14 protein-coding genes and 1 riboswitch are annotated in these 16,551 nt (G+C 70.4%); of the genes, 7 read left to right on the top strand and 7 right to left on the bottom strand.

The annotated features are described in order from the left end of the window. Positions 1-134 precede the first annotated feature (134 nt). A complete protein-coding gene (locus tag FHU13_RS17210; protein ID WP_183437087.1) occupies positions 135-995 on the top strand; it encodes a C40 family peptidase in 861 nt (286 codons plus the stop codon). A 7-nt stretch (positions 996-1,002) separates the two neighbouring features. On the opposite strand, the gene FHU13_RS17205 is transcribed toward FHU13_RS17210, so the two are convergent. Beyond that, a complete protein-coding gene (locus FHU13_RS17205) occupies positions 1,003-2,154 on the bottom strand; it encodes an aminotransferase class I/II-fold pyridoxal phosphate-dependent enzyme (RefSeq protein WP_183437086.1) in 1,152 nt (383 codons plus the stop codon). 108 nt (positions 2,155-2,262) lie between these two features. Here FHU13_RS17205 and FHU13_RS17200 point away from each other — a divergent pair, with 108 nt between their 5' ends. From FHU13_RS17200 to FHU13_RS17175, 6 genes are all read left to right on the top strand, one after another. Continuing rightward, positions 2,263-2,493: a hypothetical protein gene (locus FHU13_RS17200; protein WP_183437085.1), complete on the top strand. Its 231-nt coding sequence runs from the start codon at positions 2,263-2,265 to the stop codon at positions 2,491-2,493. A 59-nt stretch (positions 2,494-2,552) separates the two neighbouring features. Further along, positions 2,553-2,654: riboswitch (glycine riboswitch) on the top strand. 147 nt (positions 2,655-2,801) lie between these two features. Further along, positions 2,802-3,980 (top strand): glycine cleavage system aminomethyltransferase GcvT, encoded by a 1,179-nt coding sequence (gene gcvT, locus FHU13_RS17195; protein ID WP_183437084.1) that lies wholly within the window; start codon positions 2,802-2,804, stop codon positions 3,978-3,980. 26 nt (positions 3,981-4,006) lie between these two features. Next, positions 4,007-4,369 carry a glycine cleavage system protein GcvH gene (gcvH, locus tag FHU13_RS17190; protein ID WP_183437083.1) on the top strand — a complete coding sequence of 121 codons (363 nt, stop codon included), beginning with the start codon at positions 4,007-4,009 and terminating at the stop codon, positions 4,367-4,369. A gap of 74 nt (positions 4,370-4,443) precedes the next feature. Next, positions 4,444-7,290 (top strand): aminomethyl-transferring glycine dehydrogenase, encoded by a 2,847-nt coding sequence (gene gcvP / locus FHU13_RS17185; RefSeq protein WP_183437082.1) that lies wholly within the window; start codon positions 4,444-4,446, stop codon positions 7,288-7,290. A 245-nt stretch (positions 7,291-7,535) separates the two neighbouring features. Continuing rightward, positions 7,536-8,786: an adenosylmethionine--8-amino-7-oxononanoate transaminase gene (locus FHU13_RS17180; RefSeq protein WP_183437081.1), complete on the top strand. Its 1,251-nt coding sequence runs from the start codon at positions 7,536-7,538 to the stop codon at positions 8,784-8,786. A gap of 272 nt (positions 8,787-9,058) precedes the next feature. Beyond that, positions 9,059-9,457 carry a response regulator gene (locus FHU13_RS17175; RefSeq protein ID WP_183437080.1) on the top strand — a complete coding sequence of 133 codons (399 nt, stop codon included), beginning with the start codon at positions 9,059-9,061 and terminating at the stop codon, positions 9,455-9,457. Here FHU13_RS17175 and FHU13_RS17170 read toward each other — a convergent pair. The 6 genes from FHU13_RS17170 to FHU13_RS17145 are packed head-to-tail and all read right to left on the bottom strand — an operon-like array spanning position 9,432 to position 16,365. Then, positions 9,432-10,514, bottom strand: coding sequence for an NAD-dependent epimerase/dehydratase family protein (locus FHU13_RS17170; RefSeq protein ID WP_183437079.1), 1,083 nt, complete (start codon positions 10,512-10,514; stop codon positions 9,432-9,434). The two genes, FHU13_RS17175 and FHU13_RS17170, sit on opposite strands and share 26 nt — an antisense overlap. After that, complete coding sequence (locus FHU13_RS17165) at positions 10,511-11,044, bottom strand: dTDP-4-dehydrorhamnose 3,5-epimerase family protein (RefSeq protein WP_183437078.1); 534 nt, start codon at positions 11,042-11,044, stop codon at positions 10,511-10,513. The genes FHU13_RS17170 and FHU13_RS17165 overlap by 4 nt, the downstream gene beginning before the upstream one ends. A 6-nt stretch (positions 11,045-11,050) precedes the next feature. Continuing rightward, complete coding sequence (locus FHU13_RS17160) at positions 11,051-12,280, bottom strand: class I SAM-dependent methyltransferase (protein WP_183437077.1); 1,230 nt, start codon at positions 12,278-12,280, stop codon at positions 11,051-11,053. Further along, the gene (gene rfbG, locus FHU13_RS17155; RefSeq protein WP_183437076.1) at positions 12,277-13,383 is read right to left on the bottom strand and encodes a CDP-glucose 4,6-dehydratase; all 1,107 of its coding nucleotides are present in this window, start codon (positions 13,381-13,383) and stop codon (positions 12,277-12,279) included. The genes FHU13_RS17160 and rfbG overlap by 4 nt, the downstream gene beginning before the upstream one ends. Then, the gene (gene rfbF / locus FHU13_RS17150) at positions 13,383-14,150 is read right to left on the bottom strand and encodes a glucose-1-phosphate cytidylyltransferase (RefSeq protein WP_183437075.1); all 768 of its coding nucleotides are present in this window, start codon (positions 14,148-14,150) and stop codon (positions 13,383-13,385) included. The genes rfbG and rfbF overlap by 1 nt, the downstream gene beginning before the upstream one ends. Before the next feature lie 31 nt (positions 14,151-14,181). Then, the gene (locus FHU13_RS17145) at positions 14,182-16,365 is read right to left on the bottom strand and encodes a glycosyltransferase (protein WP_183437074.1); all 2,184 of its coding nucleotides are present in this window, start codon (positions 16,363-16,365) and stop codon (positions 14,182-14,184) included. Positions 16,366-16,551 lie beyond the last annotated feature (186 nt).

Genomic DNA, 16,551 nt, shown 5'->3' with positions numbered 1-16,551 from the left:
TAGTCATAGTGTCGCGGCGACGCAGCAAATGGAGTGATCGTCTCTTCGGCTGATCATGATCCGTGGAAATCAGACGCAGTGTAAAGCTGCATCCCGAATCCTGCCCCGATCCTGCGCCAGTCACGAACCCCGCGATGCCAGACACCCCTGATCCCCGCCTCACCCCGGCCCGGCCCGACCTCGCCGACATCCGCCTGAAGAGCGTCGTCGCTGCGGAGCGCTACGTTGCGGGCGAGCCGGCGCGGGTCGTCGTGCCCTCCGCCCCCTTACGCCGCGCGCCGCGTCTCGAGGCCGGGCTCGAGACCGAGGCGGTGATGGGCGACGCGGTGACGGTGTTCGAGCGTCGTGACGGCCTCGCCTGGGTCCAGATCGCCCGCGACGGCTATGTCGGTTACCTGCCGGAGGCGGCTTTGGGGCCGGCCGATCCCGCGCCGACCCACCGGGTCGCCGCCTTGCGCACCTTCGTCTATCCGGCGCCCGACCTGAAGCGCCCGCACGTGGCCCATCTGAGCCTCGGCGCAGCCTTCGCGGCCGAGGTGCAAGAGGGCGAGTACTGGCGGCTCGCGGGGGGCGGCTTCGTCTTCGCGGGTCATGCTGTGCCGCTCGGAACCGCCGAGGCCGACTACGCGGCGACTGCCGAGCGGCTGCTCGGCACGCCCTATCTCTGGGGCGGACGCACCAGCCTCGGCCTCGATTGCTCGGGCCTCGTCCAGCTCTGCTTGGAGACGGCCGGCCGCGCCTGCCCGCGCGATGCCGACCAGCAGGAGCGAGCGCTCGGCGACGCCCTGCCACCGGGGCTCGACGGCTTGCTCCGCGGCGACCTCGTGTTCTGGAAGGGCCATGTCGGGCTGATGCTCGACGCCGACCGGCTGATCCATGCCAACGGTCACCACATGGCGGTAGCGATCGAACCCTTGCGCGAAGCGGTCGAGCGCATCGCCGTCAAGAGCTTCGGCGCCGTCACCTCGATCAGGCGGCTCGATCCGATCGCCTGAGAGACACTCAGCCGGCGCGGACGCAATCGGGACCCAGTTCGGCGACGGCCTCGGCCAGGGCATCGACCTGCCCCTCGTCATGGGCCGCCGAGAAGGCGACCCGCAGGCGCGCGGTGCCGGATGCGACCGTCGGCGGGCGAATGGCGACGACGAGGAAACCGCGGGCCTCCAACGCCGCCGAGAGAGCGAGCGCTGCCTCCGCTTCGCCGACGAGGACGGGCACGATCGGGCTCATCGCTTCGGTCAGGCCGAGCCGTGCGGTGAAGCGGCGGGCGAGCGCCAGCGGCCGGGCGGCGCGCTCCGGCTCCGCCTCGACGATCTCCAGGGCGGCGAGCGCCGCGGCGGCGGAAGCCGGCGGTAGGCCGGTGGTATAGACGAGACTGCGCGCCCGGCTGGTCAGCAGATCGATCACGGGCCGCGACGCACAGAGATACCCGCCGTAGGAGCCCAGCGTCTTCGACAGCGTCCCCATTTCGAGGGGGGCTCGCAGGCCGGGCTCGACCACGCCGAGGCCGTGGGCGTCGTCCACCAGCGTCCAGGCATCGTAGTCGTCCGCGAGCGCCAGGATCTCGGGGAGCGGCGCCCGGTCGCCGTCCATGCTGAACACCCGCTCGGTCAGGATCAGCGCCCGCCGCGCCGCGCCGCGATGCTCGGCGAGAAGCCCGCGCAACGCCGCCAGGTCGTTATGGGCGAAGCGCACGACCTGCGCGCCCGACATCTTCGCGCCCGCGAACAGGCAGGAATGGCCGAGTTCGTCGATCAGGATCAGGTCGCCTGCGCCGACGAGGGCCGGGGCGATGCCGAGATTGGCGAGATAGCCGGAGCCGAAGACGAGGGCCGCCTCCTTGCCCTTGTGCCGGGCAAGCCGCTCCTCCAGCGCCGCGAGCGGGGGCGAATTGCCGGTCACCAGCCGCGAGGCGCCCGCGCCCGCGCCGTAGCGCGCCAGCGCCTCCGAGGCCGCCGCGATCACCCGCGGATCGTGGGCGAGGCCGAGATAGTCGTTGCAGGAGAACGAGACGAGGGCGCGGCCGTTTCGCTCCGCCGCCGCTTCGGGACCGCGGGCGGTCACGGCCAGCCGCCGGCGCAGAGCGGAGGCTTCAAGGCTGGCAAGCTTGTCCGCGGCGAAGGCGTCGAGGCTGGTCAGGGGGTTCGGCGACATGGCGCCTGAAGGCGACGGTGCCCGGCAGATGTCAAGCCGTGGCCGGCGGCCGCTGCGAACCCGATGCAGGACGGCGCGTTGCTCCAGCTTTTACGGAACACTGCCATCATGCCGCGCCGCCTCCTCGCTGCCCTTCTGCTGCTCGCCGGTGCCGGTTCCTTCACTGCTCCGGCACCGGCTTCGGCCGGCCCGGCCCAATCCTACCTGTTCGGCGAGCAGCGCTTCCGCAACACCTGCCGCCCGCCGCTGAAATACGCGGCCGGAGCCTGCGTCCGCCGCTGCCCGGCGGGCTACCAGAGTTTTCGCGGGTACTGCAGCTTCCGCGACATGCAGCGCTGATCGTCACACGCCCTGGCTTGCGCGTGGTGCCGCAAAGTGCGAGCCTTCAACCGTCCGATACAGACGATACGGGAGAGCCCAGACCGCTCGAAAGAGAGGTCATGGCGCCGACGGAGCAACCACCCCCGGAAACTCTCAGGCACAATCACCGTACCGTTGGACAATCTGGAGAGAGGCGCCGTCCGGCGTCCACCGAAGGAGAAACCTCGCTCAACCGCTGAGTGAGGGAAGCTCTCAGGTAAGCGCGACAGATGGGGGCAACTTGCCAGCCGGCCGGCGGGCAAGATCCGTCTGTCGTGGAGTGCCCGATGAGCCTGCAAGCCGCCGGGGCCTTGAGCCCTGCCGCCCCCACCCCCTCTGATCCGCTGGCGCAGACTCCGCTGCACGCGCTCCACCTGCGCCTCGGCGCCAAGATGGTGCCGTTCGCGGGCTATGCGATGCCGCTGCAATACGCTGCCGGGCTGCTCAAGGAGCACTTGCACACCCGTGCGGCGGCCGGTGTCTTCGACGTGTCGCATATGGGCCAGATCGCGCTGATCCCCCGCTCCGGCGATGGGGCGGAGGCGGCTCGCGCCCTCGAGGCCTTGGTCCCGATCGACATTCTCGGGCTCGGAGTCGGACGCCAGCGCTACGGCTTCCTGACGGACGGGGCCGGCGGCATCCTCGATGACCTGATGGTCGCGCGCCTGCCCGACCGGCTGCACGTCGTCGTCAACGCCGCCAACAAGGCGACCGATCTCGCGCGGATCCGGGCGCATCTGCCCGACAGCCTCGATGTGACGCTCGTGCCGGATGCGCTGATCGCGCTCCAGGGACCGAAGGCGGCGGACGTGCTCGCGCGGCTCGCCCCTGAGACGGCGATGATGCGGTTCATGGACGTGCGCGCGGTCGACATCCTCGGCGCGCCCTGCCTCGTCAGCCGCTCCGGCTATACCGGCGAGGACGGGTTCGAGATCGCCGTGCCTGCCGCCCGCGCGGAGGCGGTGGCCGAGGCGCTGCTCGCCGCGCCCGAGGTTATGCCCGTGGGCCTCGGCGCCCGCGATTCCCTGCGCCTCGAAGCCGGCCTCCCCCTGCACGGCTCCGACATCGACGCTGCCACCAGCCCAATTGAGGCGAGCCTGGCCTGGGCGATCTCGCCCGCCCGCCGCCGGGGCGGCGCCCGCGAGGGCGGATTTCCGGGCGCCGAAAAAATCCTCGCCGAGATGGAGGCCGGTCCTGTCCGGCGGCGCGTCGGCCTGCGCCCCGAGGGCCGCGCGCCGGTCCGGGCGGGTGCCCCGCTCTTCGCCGCGGAGAACGGGGGTGGGGCGGTCGGCCGTGTCACCTCGGGCGGCTTCGGTCCCAGCCTCGGCGCGCCCGTCGCCATGGGCTTCCTGCCCACGGCGCTCGCCGCCCCCGGTACCCGCGTCTTCGCGGACGTGCGCGGCCAGCGTCTTCCCCTCGTCGTCTCCCCGCTCCCCTTCGTCCCGGCCGGCTTCAAGCGCGGCTGATTTCTCTCGTCTCAGGAGTTCGAACCATGCTGCGTTTCACCGACGAGCACGAATGGCTGCGCCTCGACGGCGATGTCGCCACGGTCGGCATCACGGCGCATGCCGCCGAACAGCTCGGCGACCTCGTCTTCGTCGAGCTGCCGAAGGTCGGCGCCCGGCTCACCAAGGGCGAGGCGGCCGCGGTCGTCGAGTCCGTCAAGGCGGCCTCCGATGTCTACGCGCCGCTCTCCGGCGAGGTCACCGAGGTCAATGAGGCGGCGGTCGGCGATCCGGCCTCGGTCGGCGCCGACCCGCAGGGCGCGGGTTGGCTCTACCGGCTCAAGCTCGACGATCCGTCCGCCATGGACGCGCTGATGGACGAGGCGGCCTACGCGGAGTTCGCGAAGTAGCCGCCGTCGCAGCCCTTCCCCCTCTCCCGCGGAGCGGAGAGGGAAAGCTGAAGCTTTCGCCCGAGAGGCATCCCATGAAATACGATCGCCACGATCCCTTCGATTTCGCCGCCCGCCGCCATATCGGCCCGAAGCTCAGCGAGATCGACCAGATGCTGGAGACGGTCGGCGCGAAGTCGCTGCATGCGTTGATCGACGAGACACTGCCGCCCGACATCCGGCAGGCGGAATACATCGATTTCGGCGCCTCGCTGACCGAGCGGCGCTCGCTCGAGAAGCTGCGCGCCACCGCCAACAAGAACCGGCTGCTCGTCTCGCTGATCGGCCAGGGCTACCACGGCACGACGATGCCGCCGGCGATCCAGCGCAACATCTTCGAGAACCCGGCCTGGTACACCGCCTACTCGCCCTACCAGCCCGAGATCAGCCAGGGCCGTCTGGAGGCGCTGCTCAACTTCCAGACCCTGGTCTGCGACCTCACCGCGCTCGACGTGGCCAATGCCTCGCTCCTCGACGAGGGCACTGCCGCGGCCGAGGCCATGGGCATGGCCAGGCGCGTGGCGAAATCGGACAGAAACGCGTTCTTCGTCGATCGCGACTGCCTGCCCCAGACCATCGCCGTGCTGAGGACCCGCGCGGCGCCGCTCGGCTGGGACATCGTGGTCGGCGATCCCTTTTCGGATTTGGACCCGTCCACTGTCTTCGGGGCGTTGTTCCAGTATCCCGGTGTGAACGGCGCGGTTCACGATTTCTCCGATGTGATCGCCGGGCTGCATGAAGCCGGTGCGCTTGCCGTGGTCGCCGCCGACCCGCTGGCGTTGACGCTGCTGAAGGCCCCGGGCGAGATGGGGGCCGATATCGCCGTCGGCTCGATGCAGCGCTACGGTGTGCCGATGGGCTATGGCGGCCCGCACGCCGCCTACATGGCGACCCGCGACGCTCACAAGCGGGCGCTGCCCGGCCGCATCGTCGGCGTCTCGGTCGATGCCCGCGGCAACCGCTCGTATCGCCTCGCGCTCCAGACCCGCGAGCAGCATATCCGCCGCGAGAAGGCGACCTCGAACATCTGCACCAGCCAGGTGCTGCTCGCGGTCATCGCCTCGATGTTCGCGGTCTATCACGGGCCGGCCGGCCTCAAGGCGATTGCCCGGCGCGTCCACCGTGACGCCGTCCGCCTCGCCGAGGGGCTGGAGACGCTCGGCTTCGCCGTCGAGCCGAAGCACTTCTTCGACACGATCACCGTGCGGGTCGGCGCGTTCCAGGGCGTGATCCTGAAGAGCGCCGTCGAGAACGGGGTGAACCTGCGCAAAATCGGCGCGGACCGCATCGGCATCAGCGTCGATCAGCGCACCCGGCCCGACATCGTCCAGGCGGTGTGGCGCGCCTTCGGCGGCACCAATCTGGCCTACGACGAGGGCTATCCCGAGCCGCGCCTGCCGGCGGCGCTGGAGCGGACCTCGGAGTACCTGACCCACCCGATCTTCCACATGAACCGGGCCGAGAGCGAGATGACGCGCTACATGCGCCGCCTCGCGGATCGCGACCTCGCGCTCGACCGGGCGATGATCCCGCTCGGCTCCTGCACGATGAAGCTCAACGCGACCGCGGAGATGCTGCCGGTCTCCTGGCCGGAATTCTCGGAGCTGCACCCGTTCGTGCCGGAGGACCAAGCCCTCGGTTACAAGGAACTCATCGACGACCTGTCTCAAAAACTCTGCGCGATCACCGGCTACGACGCGATCTCGATGCAGCCGAATTCGGGCGCGCAGGGTGAGTATGCGGGGCTGCTCGCCATCCGCCGCTATCACCTGTCGCGGGGGGAGGGGCATCGCACGGTCTGCCTGATCCCGTCCTCGGCCCACGGCACCAACCCGGCCTCGGCGCAGATGTGCGGCATGAGCGTCGTCGTGGTCGGCGCCGATGCCCACGGCAACATCGACGTCGAGGATTTTGCGAAGAAGGCCGAGCTGCACGCGGAAAAACTCGCGGCCTGCATGATCACCTACCCCTCGACGCACGGCGTGTTCGAGGCGCGGGTGCGCGAACTCTGCGACATCGTCCATCGGCATGGCGGCCAGGTCTATCTCGACGGGGCCAACCTCAACGCCATGGTCGGGCTGGCCCGGCCCGGCGACATCGGTGCCGATGTCAGCCACCTCAACCTGCACAAGACCTTCTGCATCCCGCATGGCGGCGGCGGGCCGGGCATGGGGCCGATCGGCGTCAAGGCGCACCTGATCCCGTTCCTTCCCTCCGATCCGCGGACGGGTGAGGAGGGCGCGGTCTCGGCCGCCGCCTTCGGCTCGGCATCGATCCTGCCGATCTCGTGGAGCTACTGCCTGATGATGGGCGGGCGCGGCCTGACCCAGGCGACGCGGGTGGCGATCCTCAACGCCAACTACATCGCCCGGCGGCTCGATGGGGCCTATTCCATCCTCTATGCCGGCCGGAACGGGCGCGTCGCACACGAGTGCATTGTCGATGTGCGGCCCTTCCAGAAGAGCGCGGGCGTCACTGTCGAGGACATCGCCAAGCGCCTGATCGATTGCGGCTTCCACCCGCCGACCATGAGTTGGCCGGTGGCGGGCACGCTGATGATCGAGCCGACCGAATCCGAGACCAAGGCCGAGATCGACCGCTTCTGCGACGCCATGCTGGCGATCCGCGAGGAGATCCGGGCGATCGAGGACGGGCGGATGGACAAGGCGAACAACCCGCTCAAGAACGCGCCCCACACGGTGCAGGACCTGATCGGAACCTGGGAGCGGCCCTATTCCCGCGAGGCGGCCTGCTTCCCGTCGGGGTCGTTCCGCATGGACAAGTACTGGCCGCCGGTGAACCGCGTCGACAACGCCTACGGCGACCGCAACCTCGTCTGCTCCTGCCCGCCACCCGAGGCCTACGGCCAGGCGGCGGAGTAGGGGTGACATAACCCTCTCCCGACAGATCTCGGTCTTGTCCGAGATCCGCAAGCGTCTGCCCAAATCGGGCAGGCCCGATTTGGGTGGGGAGAGTGCCTGCGGAGCGGGCGAGAGAAGAGCCGGCTCCGACCTCTCGGGGGGCGGCGCTTCCCTCACCCGACCCCTTCGGAGCCATCCTCTCCCACGCAGGGGAGGGGATCGTCGGCGATTTGACTCGGCCGTTCCCACCCTCCTATCCCCCGGGCATGACTGCGCTCGATCATCAGCACCTCTGGCGCCCCTATACCCAGATGAAGACCGCGGCGCCGCCGCTGGAGGCGATCGCGACGCGGGGTTCGCGCATCACCCTGAAAGGCGGGCGCGAGCTGATCGACGGCCTCGCCTCTTGGTGGACGGCCGTTCACGGCTACAATCACCCCTACATCGCGGCGGCGGTGGCCGATCAGTTGATGCGCATGCCGCACGTGATGTTCGGCGGGCTCACTCATGCCCCGGCCGAGCGGCTGGGCGCGCGCCTCGCGGCGCTGCTGCCGGGCGATCTCAACCACGTCTTCTTCACCGATTCCGGTTCGGTCGCCGTCGAGGTCGCGCTGAAGATGGCAGTGCAGCTCTGGCTCAACCGCGGCGAGACCGGCCGCACCCGCGTGCTGGCCTTCCGCGGTGGCTATCACGGCGACACGATGGGTGCGATGTCGGCCTGCGACCCCTCGGAGGGGATGCACCGGCGCTTCGGTGCCTACCTGCCAACCCAGATCTTCTGCGCGCTGCCGCGAACGGCCGAGGACGAGGCCGCCCTGGACGCGGCGCTCGCCCGCCATCGCCGCGAACTCGCGGCCGTGATCGTCGAGCCGCTTGTGCAGGGTGCGGGCGGGATGCTGACCCATCCGCCGGAGGTGCTCGCCACGGTCGCGCGCCTCGCCCGCCGCCACGGCCTGCCGCTCATCGCCGACGAGATCTTTACCGGGTTCGGCCGCACGGGGACGATGTTCGCCTGCGAGCAGGCCGAGGTCGTGCCCGACATCCTCTGCCTGTCGAAGGCGCTCACCGGCGGCACGATGGCGCTCGCCGCGACCGTCGCCACCACCGAGATCTTCTCCGCCTTCTGGTCGGACGATCCCTCGGCGGCGTTGATGCACGGCCCGACCTTCATGGCGAACCCGCTCGCCTGCGCAGCGGCCAATGCCAGCCTCGACCTGTTCGAGCTTGAGCCGCGCCTGGATCAGGCCCGTACCATCGCTTCGCGCCTGGAGGCAGGTCTCGCGCCGCTGCGCCGGCTTTCCGGGGTGCGGGACGTGCGGGTGCTCGGCGCCATCGGCGCGGTGCAGTTCGCGCGCGCGCCCGAACTCGCCGACCTCAAGCGGCGCTTCGTCGAGCGCGGCGTCTGGGTGCGCCCTTTCGGGGACATCGTCTACCTCACCCCCGCGCTCGCCATTGAAGCGGGCGACCTCGATCGCCTGATCGCCGCGGTGACGGCGGTGACCGAGGCCACCGCCTGAGGGCGGCTCGCCTCGACAGGCCCCGCGGCGCGGCGCTTGCAGACTTGCCCGGTCAGCCTTGCCCGGTCAGCCTTGCCCGTCAGACTTGCCCGGCGGAGAACCGAAGGGCACCCTCCGACGGGACCCTGCAACCCGCAGCGGGGTTACTCGTTGGATCATCGCAGCGCAGCGGTTCCCTGCTTGGGAAACGGCCAAGTCTGCAAACAACGGGTCTGCGAACAACAAGTCTGCGAACAACTTGGGTCGCGGGAGCAAATCGGGGAGAGCGTAAGGTGGCGAGCCAGACCGAGACGACGAATCCGGAAGCCGACCGTCCCGTCATCCTCATCGTCGAGGACGAGGCCCTGACCATCATGGACCTCGGCGACGTGCTGGAGGAGGGCGGCTACGACACCGTGCAATGCGCCTCCGCCGAGCGCGCACTTTCCATCCTCCAGGCGCGGCCGGACATCTGCGGCCTCGTGACCGACGTCCAGCTCTCGGGCCGCGTCGATGGGTTCGAGCTGGCAACGTCGGTGGCTCAGGCCCGGCCGAATCTGCCGATCCTGATCGTGTCCGGCCGCGCCTCGCCCGATCCCGAGCGCATGCCGGAGGGCGCGCAGTTCATCGCCCGTCCCTGCGCCGGCGAGGATATCCTGGCCCGTCTCAAGGGACTGATGCCGCAGTGCTGAGCCCGGCGCGCCAGTCCGCCACCGTCTCCGCCAAACCCTGTTCGAGGCCGTAGCGCGGGGAAAAACCGACTTCGTCTGCCAAGCGTCGGATGTCGGCCTCGATGCAGGCCGGCTCCGTGGGAGGGAGCGGGCGTGCGCCGAAATCGATCAGGTCCGGGCGGCCGGTGAGCGCGCCCATCGCTGCCAGGATTTCGCGCACCGGTACGGCGTGGCCCGAGCCAATATTGACGGGGCCTTCCACGGCGGAATCGAGCAGGGCCGCGAAAGCTGCGCCCGCGTCAGTGACGTGAAGAAAATCGCGCCGCTGCCGGCCTTCGCTGGTGGCGAGGCGCTGGCCCGCGAGCAGAGCGCGCGCCGCATCGCCGACCAGCCGACCCGGGGTCTCGTCGGGTCCGTAAAGGTAGAACAGCCGTCCCCAGGCGAGGGAGAGCTCGGCGGACGCGGCGTAGGCGTGCAGGACGCGGCGCAGGCCGTCCTTGGCACCGCCGTAGAGAGTCGCGGGGTTGCAGGGAGCGGCTTCCGAAAGGCGACCGTTGCGGAGGTTTGCCGCCGCATCCCCCCTCCCGACGTGCGGGGAGAGGGCTTCGGCGGCCCCGTCGTCGCCGAAGCGACGCGCCTCCTCACCCTCGCTGCCGCTCTTCGCGCCGACGACGAGGCCGTCTCGACCCTCTTTCCGCGTGCCGGAAGAGGCGAGGCTCACGATTTCCGTCCAGTCGTATTCCGCGCAGGTTCCCGCCACGACCGTGCGTGTGCCGCCCGCCTCGCGAAACATCCGCACGAGATCGAGGCTCGCCGCTGTCCAGTCGAGGTTCTCCGGCGCCTGCCAGTAGCGGCCGGGCGTGGTGACCCAGGCGAGGTGGAGGAGGTGGCTCGCGCCGGCCTTCTGCACCGCGGCCCGACGCTGGCTTGGATCGAGCAGGTCGGCGGCGTGGAAGGCGTGTGCGCCTTCCGGTGCCGTTCGCCCGATCGCGTGAACCTCGAAACCGCGGGCGACCAGGGCGGCGACGGCGGGGCGGCCGACGAAGCCGGCCGCGCCGGTGACGAGGACCCGCTTCACCGCCCCGCCCAATCGGGAAAGGCGCGATCGCGGTCCGAGATCACGGTCACCGGCTCGGGCCAGGAGAGCGCGAAGGCGGGATCGTCCCAGCGCACGCCGTCGGCGGCGGTGGCCACGAAGGGCCGGTCGATCATGTAAAGGATCTCGGTGTCGTCGCAGAGCGTCTGGAAGCCGTGGGCGAGGCCGGCTGGAATGTAGAGGGCGTGACGGTTCGCGGCGGAGAGCGTCACGGACACGGTGCGGAGATAGGTCGGCGAGTCGGGCCGCAGGTCGATCACCGCATCGTGGATCGCGCCGCCCGTGCAGCGCACGAGCTTCGTCTCGGCGTGCGGCAAGTTCGAAAAATGCATCCCGCGCACGGTGCCGCGGCGATGGTTGAACGACACGCTCGACTGCGCGAAGCGCCCGACCAGTCCCCGCTCCGCGAACGCGCTCTCGCACTGGGTGCGGGCGAAGAAGCCACGCTCGTCCGCGTGCGGCTCGGGCGCGACGCGGAACAGGCCGGGCAGCTCGAGTTCCTCGAAGATCATCGGGGCTCAGAACACCGTCAGTTCGGGGATCGCTACGGCGAAGCGTCCGCCCCATTCGCGGATCGCGGCCATCTCCCCGGCGATCTCGTCCTTGAGGTTCCAGGGCAGGATCAGCACCGTGTCGGGGCGCATCGCCAGGAGTTCGTCGGGCGAGACCACGGGGATGCGGCTGCCGGGCAGCCAAGTGCCCTGCTTGTGCGGCGAGCGGTCGGCGACCGCGCGGATCAGCTCCGGGCCGATGCCGCAATAGTTGAGGAAGGTGTTGCCCTTGGCCGCCGCGCCGTAGGCGCAGACGGCGCGGCCTGCCGCCCGCTCCTCGATCAGGAAGCGGAGCGCCGCGCATTTGATGTCGGCCACCGCCCGCCCGAAACCGGCGTAGCCGGAGGGGTCGAACAGGTTCGCCCCCCATTCGCTGAGCACCACCCGCTCCAACTCTGGAGTCGGCCGGTGCGCGGCAGCCTCGTGGCAGGCGAAGACGCGCAGCGAGCCGCCATGGGTCGGCCATTCCTCGACATCGAACACCCGCAAGCCCTGCCGGCGCAGGATGCCGATCACCACGCCGAGCGAGAGATAGGAGAAGTGTTCGTGGTAGATCGTGTCGAACTGACGGCTCTCGATCATCCGCAGCAGGTGCGGGAACTCGAAGGTCGCCACGCCCTCCGGCTTCAGGATCTCGGCGAAGCCCGCCGTGAAGTCGAGGATGTCGGGCACGTGGGCGAGCACGTTGTTGGCCGCTGTCAGATCCGCCTTGTATCCCGCGGCGGCGAGGCGCCGGGCGGTGTCGCGGCCGAAGAAGGTGACCTCCGTCGGCACGCCGCGCTCCACCGCCACGCGGGCGACGTTGGCCGCCGGCTCGACGCCGAGCACCGGCACGCCGCGGGCAACGAAGTATTGCAGCAGGTAGCCGTCGTTGCTCGCGACCTCGACGACCTTGCTATCCGGCCCGAGGCCGAAGCGCGCGATCATCGCGGCGACGTAGCTTTCAGCGTGTCGAAGCCAGCCGGCTGAGAAGCCGGAGAAGTAGGCATAATCCGAAAAGATCGCCTCGGGGCTCTCGAAGGCTTCGAGTTGTACCAGCCAGCAGGCGTCGCAGACATAGGCGTGGAGCGGGTGGAAGGTCTCGCCCCGGTGGCGCCGCTCCGGCGTGACGTAGGAATTGGCGAGCGGCGACAGGCCGAGATCGCAGAAGGTCCGGGTGAGGGAGGCGCCGCAGGCGCGGCAGGTCGGGGCGGTCACGCGTCGACTCCGGCTTTTGCTCCAGGCTGGCCCAGCGCCTCGTAGCGCGCGATCTCGGCCTCGGCCAGAGCGCGGGGATCGGCGCCGGAGGCGGCCGCGCGGTACCATGCGGCGGTCCAGTCGAGCGCCGTGTCGAGGGTCAGCCGCCGGTCCCAGCCGAGGCGGGCGCGGGCCTTCGAGGCATCGACCTTGAGATAGGTCGCCTCGTGCGGATGGGTTTTTTGCGAGAGATGCCAGCCGGCGCCAACGCCCCAGCCCTGGGCCAGCCGCTCGACGAGGTACGAGACCGCCCGGCAATCCTCGTCCGCCGGCCCGAGATTCCAGCCCTCCGCGTAGGCCGCGCCGTCGGTACCCGCGAGGCATTCGGCGAGGCGTAGGTAGCCGGCGAGCGGTTCCAGCACGTGCTGCCAGGGTCGGATCGCGTGGGGCGCGCGGATCTCGACCGATTCTCCGGCCTCGAACGCGCGCACGACGTCGGGGATCAGCCGGTCGGCCGACCAGTCGCCGCCGCCGATGACGTTGCCGGCCCGCGCGCTGGCGATCCGCGCCGGGTGGCCGCCCGCGCCGAAGAACGAGGCGCGGTAGGCGCCCGTGACGAGTTCGGCGCAGCCCTTCGAGGCGCTGTAGGGATCGTGGCCGCCCATCGCCTCGGTCTCGCGATAGGCGTAGGGCCATTCGCGGTTCTCGTAGGCCTTGTCGCTTGTCACGACGACGACGGCGCGCACGCTCGGAGCCGATCGCACCGCCTGCAGCAGGTGAACGGTGCCCATGGTGTTGACCGCGAACGTCCCGACCGGATCGGTGTAGGAGGGCCGCACCAGGGCTTGGGCGGCCATGTGGATCACGATCTCGGGCTCGGCGGCCGCCACGGCCTCGGCGAGCGCGGGGAGATCGCGGATGTCGCCGATCCGCGAGCGATCCGCCGGAAAGCCGGTCGCCTCGAACAGGTTTGGCCGCGTCTCCGGTGCCAGGGCAAAGCCGGTGACATGGGCGCCGAGCCGGGCGAGCCACAGGCTCAGCCACGCGCCCTTGAAGCCGGTATGGCCGGTGAGCAGCACGCGCCTGCCCGCCCAGAAGGCGGGATCGGGGTTGAGCGCACCCATCACCACACCTTCCAGGGGGCGTCGCCGCGGGCCCAGAGCTCTTCGAGGTGCTTCTTGTCGCGCAGCGTGTCCATCGCCTGCCAGAAACCGGTATGGTGGTAGGCATGGAGCTGCCCCTCGCGGGCGAGGCTCTCCAGCGGCTCACTCTCCCAGACGGTGGCATCGCCCTCGATCCGGTCGAGCACCTTCGGCGAGAGCACGAAGAAGCCGCCGTTGATGGTGGCCCCGTCGCCCGCCGGTTTTTCGCGGAAACTGCGGACGGCGTCGCCTTGGAGATCGAGGGCGCCGAAGCGGCCCGGCGGCACCACCGCCGTCAGGGTGGCAAGCCGGCCGTGCGCCCGGTGGAAGGCGGCGAGCGCCTTGAGGTCGATATCGGCGACGCCGTCGCCGTAGGTCATGAAGAAGTCGTCCTCGCCGAGATAGTCGCGCACCCGCTTGAGGCGTCCGCCGGTCATGGTCGCGTCGCCGGTCTCGATCAGCGAGACCTTCCACTCCTCGGCCGCCGAGCGGTGGAACTCGACATGGCCGCGGCCGAGGTCGAGCGTGACGTCGCTTAGGTGCAAGCGGTAATTGAGAAAAAACTCCTTGATGACGTAGCCCTTGTAGCCGAGGCAGATCACGAACTCGGTGACGCCGTGGGCGGCGAAGATCTGCATGATGTGCCAGAGGATCGGCCGTCCGCCGATCTCCAGCATCGGCTTGGGGCGCACCACGGTCTCCTCCGAGAGCCGCGTGCCGAGCCCGCCCGCGAGGATCACGGCCTTCACGGTTGATCTCCGAGTCTGTGCGTCGTCGCCATCATCGCCACGCCTCTATCATGCGTCGCGCGGCGAGCGGAAACCGCTCGGCGTCGAGCGCGAAAGCGGGCGGGCGGATGCCGAACGGGTCCGGGTAATACGGGTCGCGGACGAGCCGCGCCCCCCAGCGCTTGCGGAAACGGGCCTGTTCGGCGGGATCGACGGTCGGGACGCGGTTGCGGCTCTCGTAGTGATGGAGCCGGGCCTCGGCGCAGTAGACGGTGCGCAAGGCCCGCTCGCCGAGCCGCAGGCAGAGGTCGATGTCGTTGTAGTTGATGGCGTAATTCTCGTCGAAGCCCCCGACAGCTTCGAAGTCGGCGCGCCGCACCATCACGCAGGCGCCGGTCACGGCGAGATAGTTGCGGTTGGCCAGGCTGGAGCCGTGATTGCCCGTATCGTCACCCGGAAAACCGCGGCGGACATGGTCCGGCAGGCCATCGCCGAAGACCACGCCGACATGCTGCAGGCTGCCGTCCTCGAACAGGAGCTTGGGTCCGACCGCGCCGACGCCGGGAATGGCCAGCAGCGCCAGCATCGCCTCGATCCAGTCCGGCGTGATGACGCTGATGTCGTCGTTGAGGAAGATCAGCACCGCGCCGCGCGCCGTGTGAGCGCCGAGGTTCATCTTGGCGGCCACGTTGAAGACCGGCTTGTCCCAGGTGACGGTGCGCGCTCCGAACCGCTCGACCGCCGCGCGCGTCTGCGGACGCAGGTCGCCGTTATCGACTGCCACGATCTCGATGGTTTCGTAGGTGCTGGTCTCGCGGATGCTGGCAAGGCAGGCGGCGAGCAGGTCGATGCTGCGCCCGCCGATGACGCTGTCGCGCCCGGCAGTCGGGATCACGATGGAGACGAGCGGGCGCGTCGTGAGCACCCGCCGTAGGGCGAAATGCGCGGGGCCGAGCACGCGGACGACATCGAGCCCGCCGGTGCGCCGGGCGCGTCCGGCGAGCGCGCGTGCGGCCGCCTCGGGGTCGGTTTCGGCACTGCGGCGATGGCAGAGCACCTGCGGGACGTGCCCGATGCGGTCGCTCCGCTCGGTCAGGCGGAGCGCGAGGTCGTAGTCGTGCGCACCCTCGCTCTCGCCCGAGAAGCCGCCGAGCGCCCGCACCAGGGCGGTGCGCGTGAGGGCGAGGCCGCCGATGTAGAAGCTGCTCTCGAGCGTCTCGGGCGACCAGTCCGGCTTGAAGTACGGATCGCAGCGCTCGCCATCTGGTCCGATCCGGTCCTCGTCCGTGTAGAGCAGGTCGAGATCGGGCTCGCATGCGAGCCGCCGGACGAGGGCGAGGAGCGCGTGCGGCGCGAGCCGGGCGCCGGGCTCCATCGTGGCGAGGTAGGAGCCGCGCGCCTGCGCCAGCGCCGCATCGAGGGAGGCCGCGGTGCCGTCGGCGGATGGGAGAAGACGGATACGGTCGTCCTCGGCCGCCAGCGCCCGGAGCGCGGCCGACGGTGCGGCGGCGAGGCACAGTTCCCAATCCGGGTAGATCTGCGCCCGCAGGCTCGCCACCGCCTCCGCGAGGTGGACCGGATCGGCGTTGCCCGCCGCCATGAGGAGGGAGATCAGCGGGCGTTCCGGCAAGGCTGCGAGCTGCGCGCGTAGGGCTTCGATCGAGGGCAGGGCCTCGGCTTCGACCGCCTGAATCCAGGCGGCGTAGGTGGCGGGCGGGCGGCGGGTCTGCGCGGCGCGGGTGAGGCGGCGCCAGATCTCGCCGGGCGGCACGCTGCGCACCAGCCCGAAGGCGCGCCGCAGCAGGCGAAGCGGGCGGCGCTCCTGCGGCGGCAGCCGTTCGATGATCTTTCGTGCGGACAGGACGGCTGCCTCGACCCGGCCCGCCGGCTCGACCCGCACGGCGTCGAGGCGGAAGCGCGGGCCGGCCTCGGCGACTTCCAGGCGCAGAGCGCGGGTGCCCGGTGGCAGGCGGATCAGGTCATCGGTGGCGTCCGCCAGCAAGGTGAGTCGGTAGCGGCGCGGTTCGACGTCGCCTGCCGCCTCGACGGCGAGCACCGGCTGCATCGCCTCCGGGCGGCAGCGGATGCGGATGCGCGTGCCCGACAGGGATGCCACCGCCGCCGCCGGGCCGAGGGCGAAGGCGGGATCGGGACCGGTCGCGGTCCAGGCCCCACCGTCCGCGGGCCGGCGCAGGTCGCGCAGCGGATAGAGGCCGAGCGCCTCGCGACGCCTCATCGGATCGGCCCGTCGTCTCGGTTATGGTGACAGCTCATGCGGCGCCGGAATCCATGAAATCGGTCGCGCCGTGAAGTGATTTCTCGAAAGAGCTGTGTCTTGCCCCCCGGCCGCGGCAAAGCGAAACGTTTCTGTCATCGAAGTTTCATCGCCCGTCGGCAGATGCTTGCCCAGCGGGCCGCCCGG

Source organism: Methylobacterium sp. R2-1, from assembly GCF_014191355.1.
Classification (GTDB): Bacteria; Pseudomonadota; Alphaproteobacteria; order Rhizobiales; family Beijerinckiaceae; genus Methylobacterium.
The sequence above is the reverse complement of the archived record's forward strand: the minus strand, read 5'-3'. Positions and strand labels throughout refer to the sequence as shown.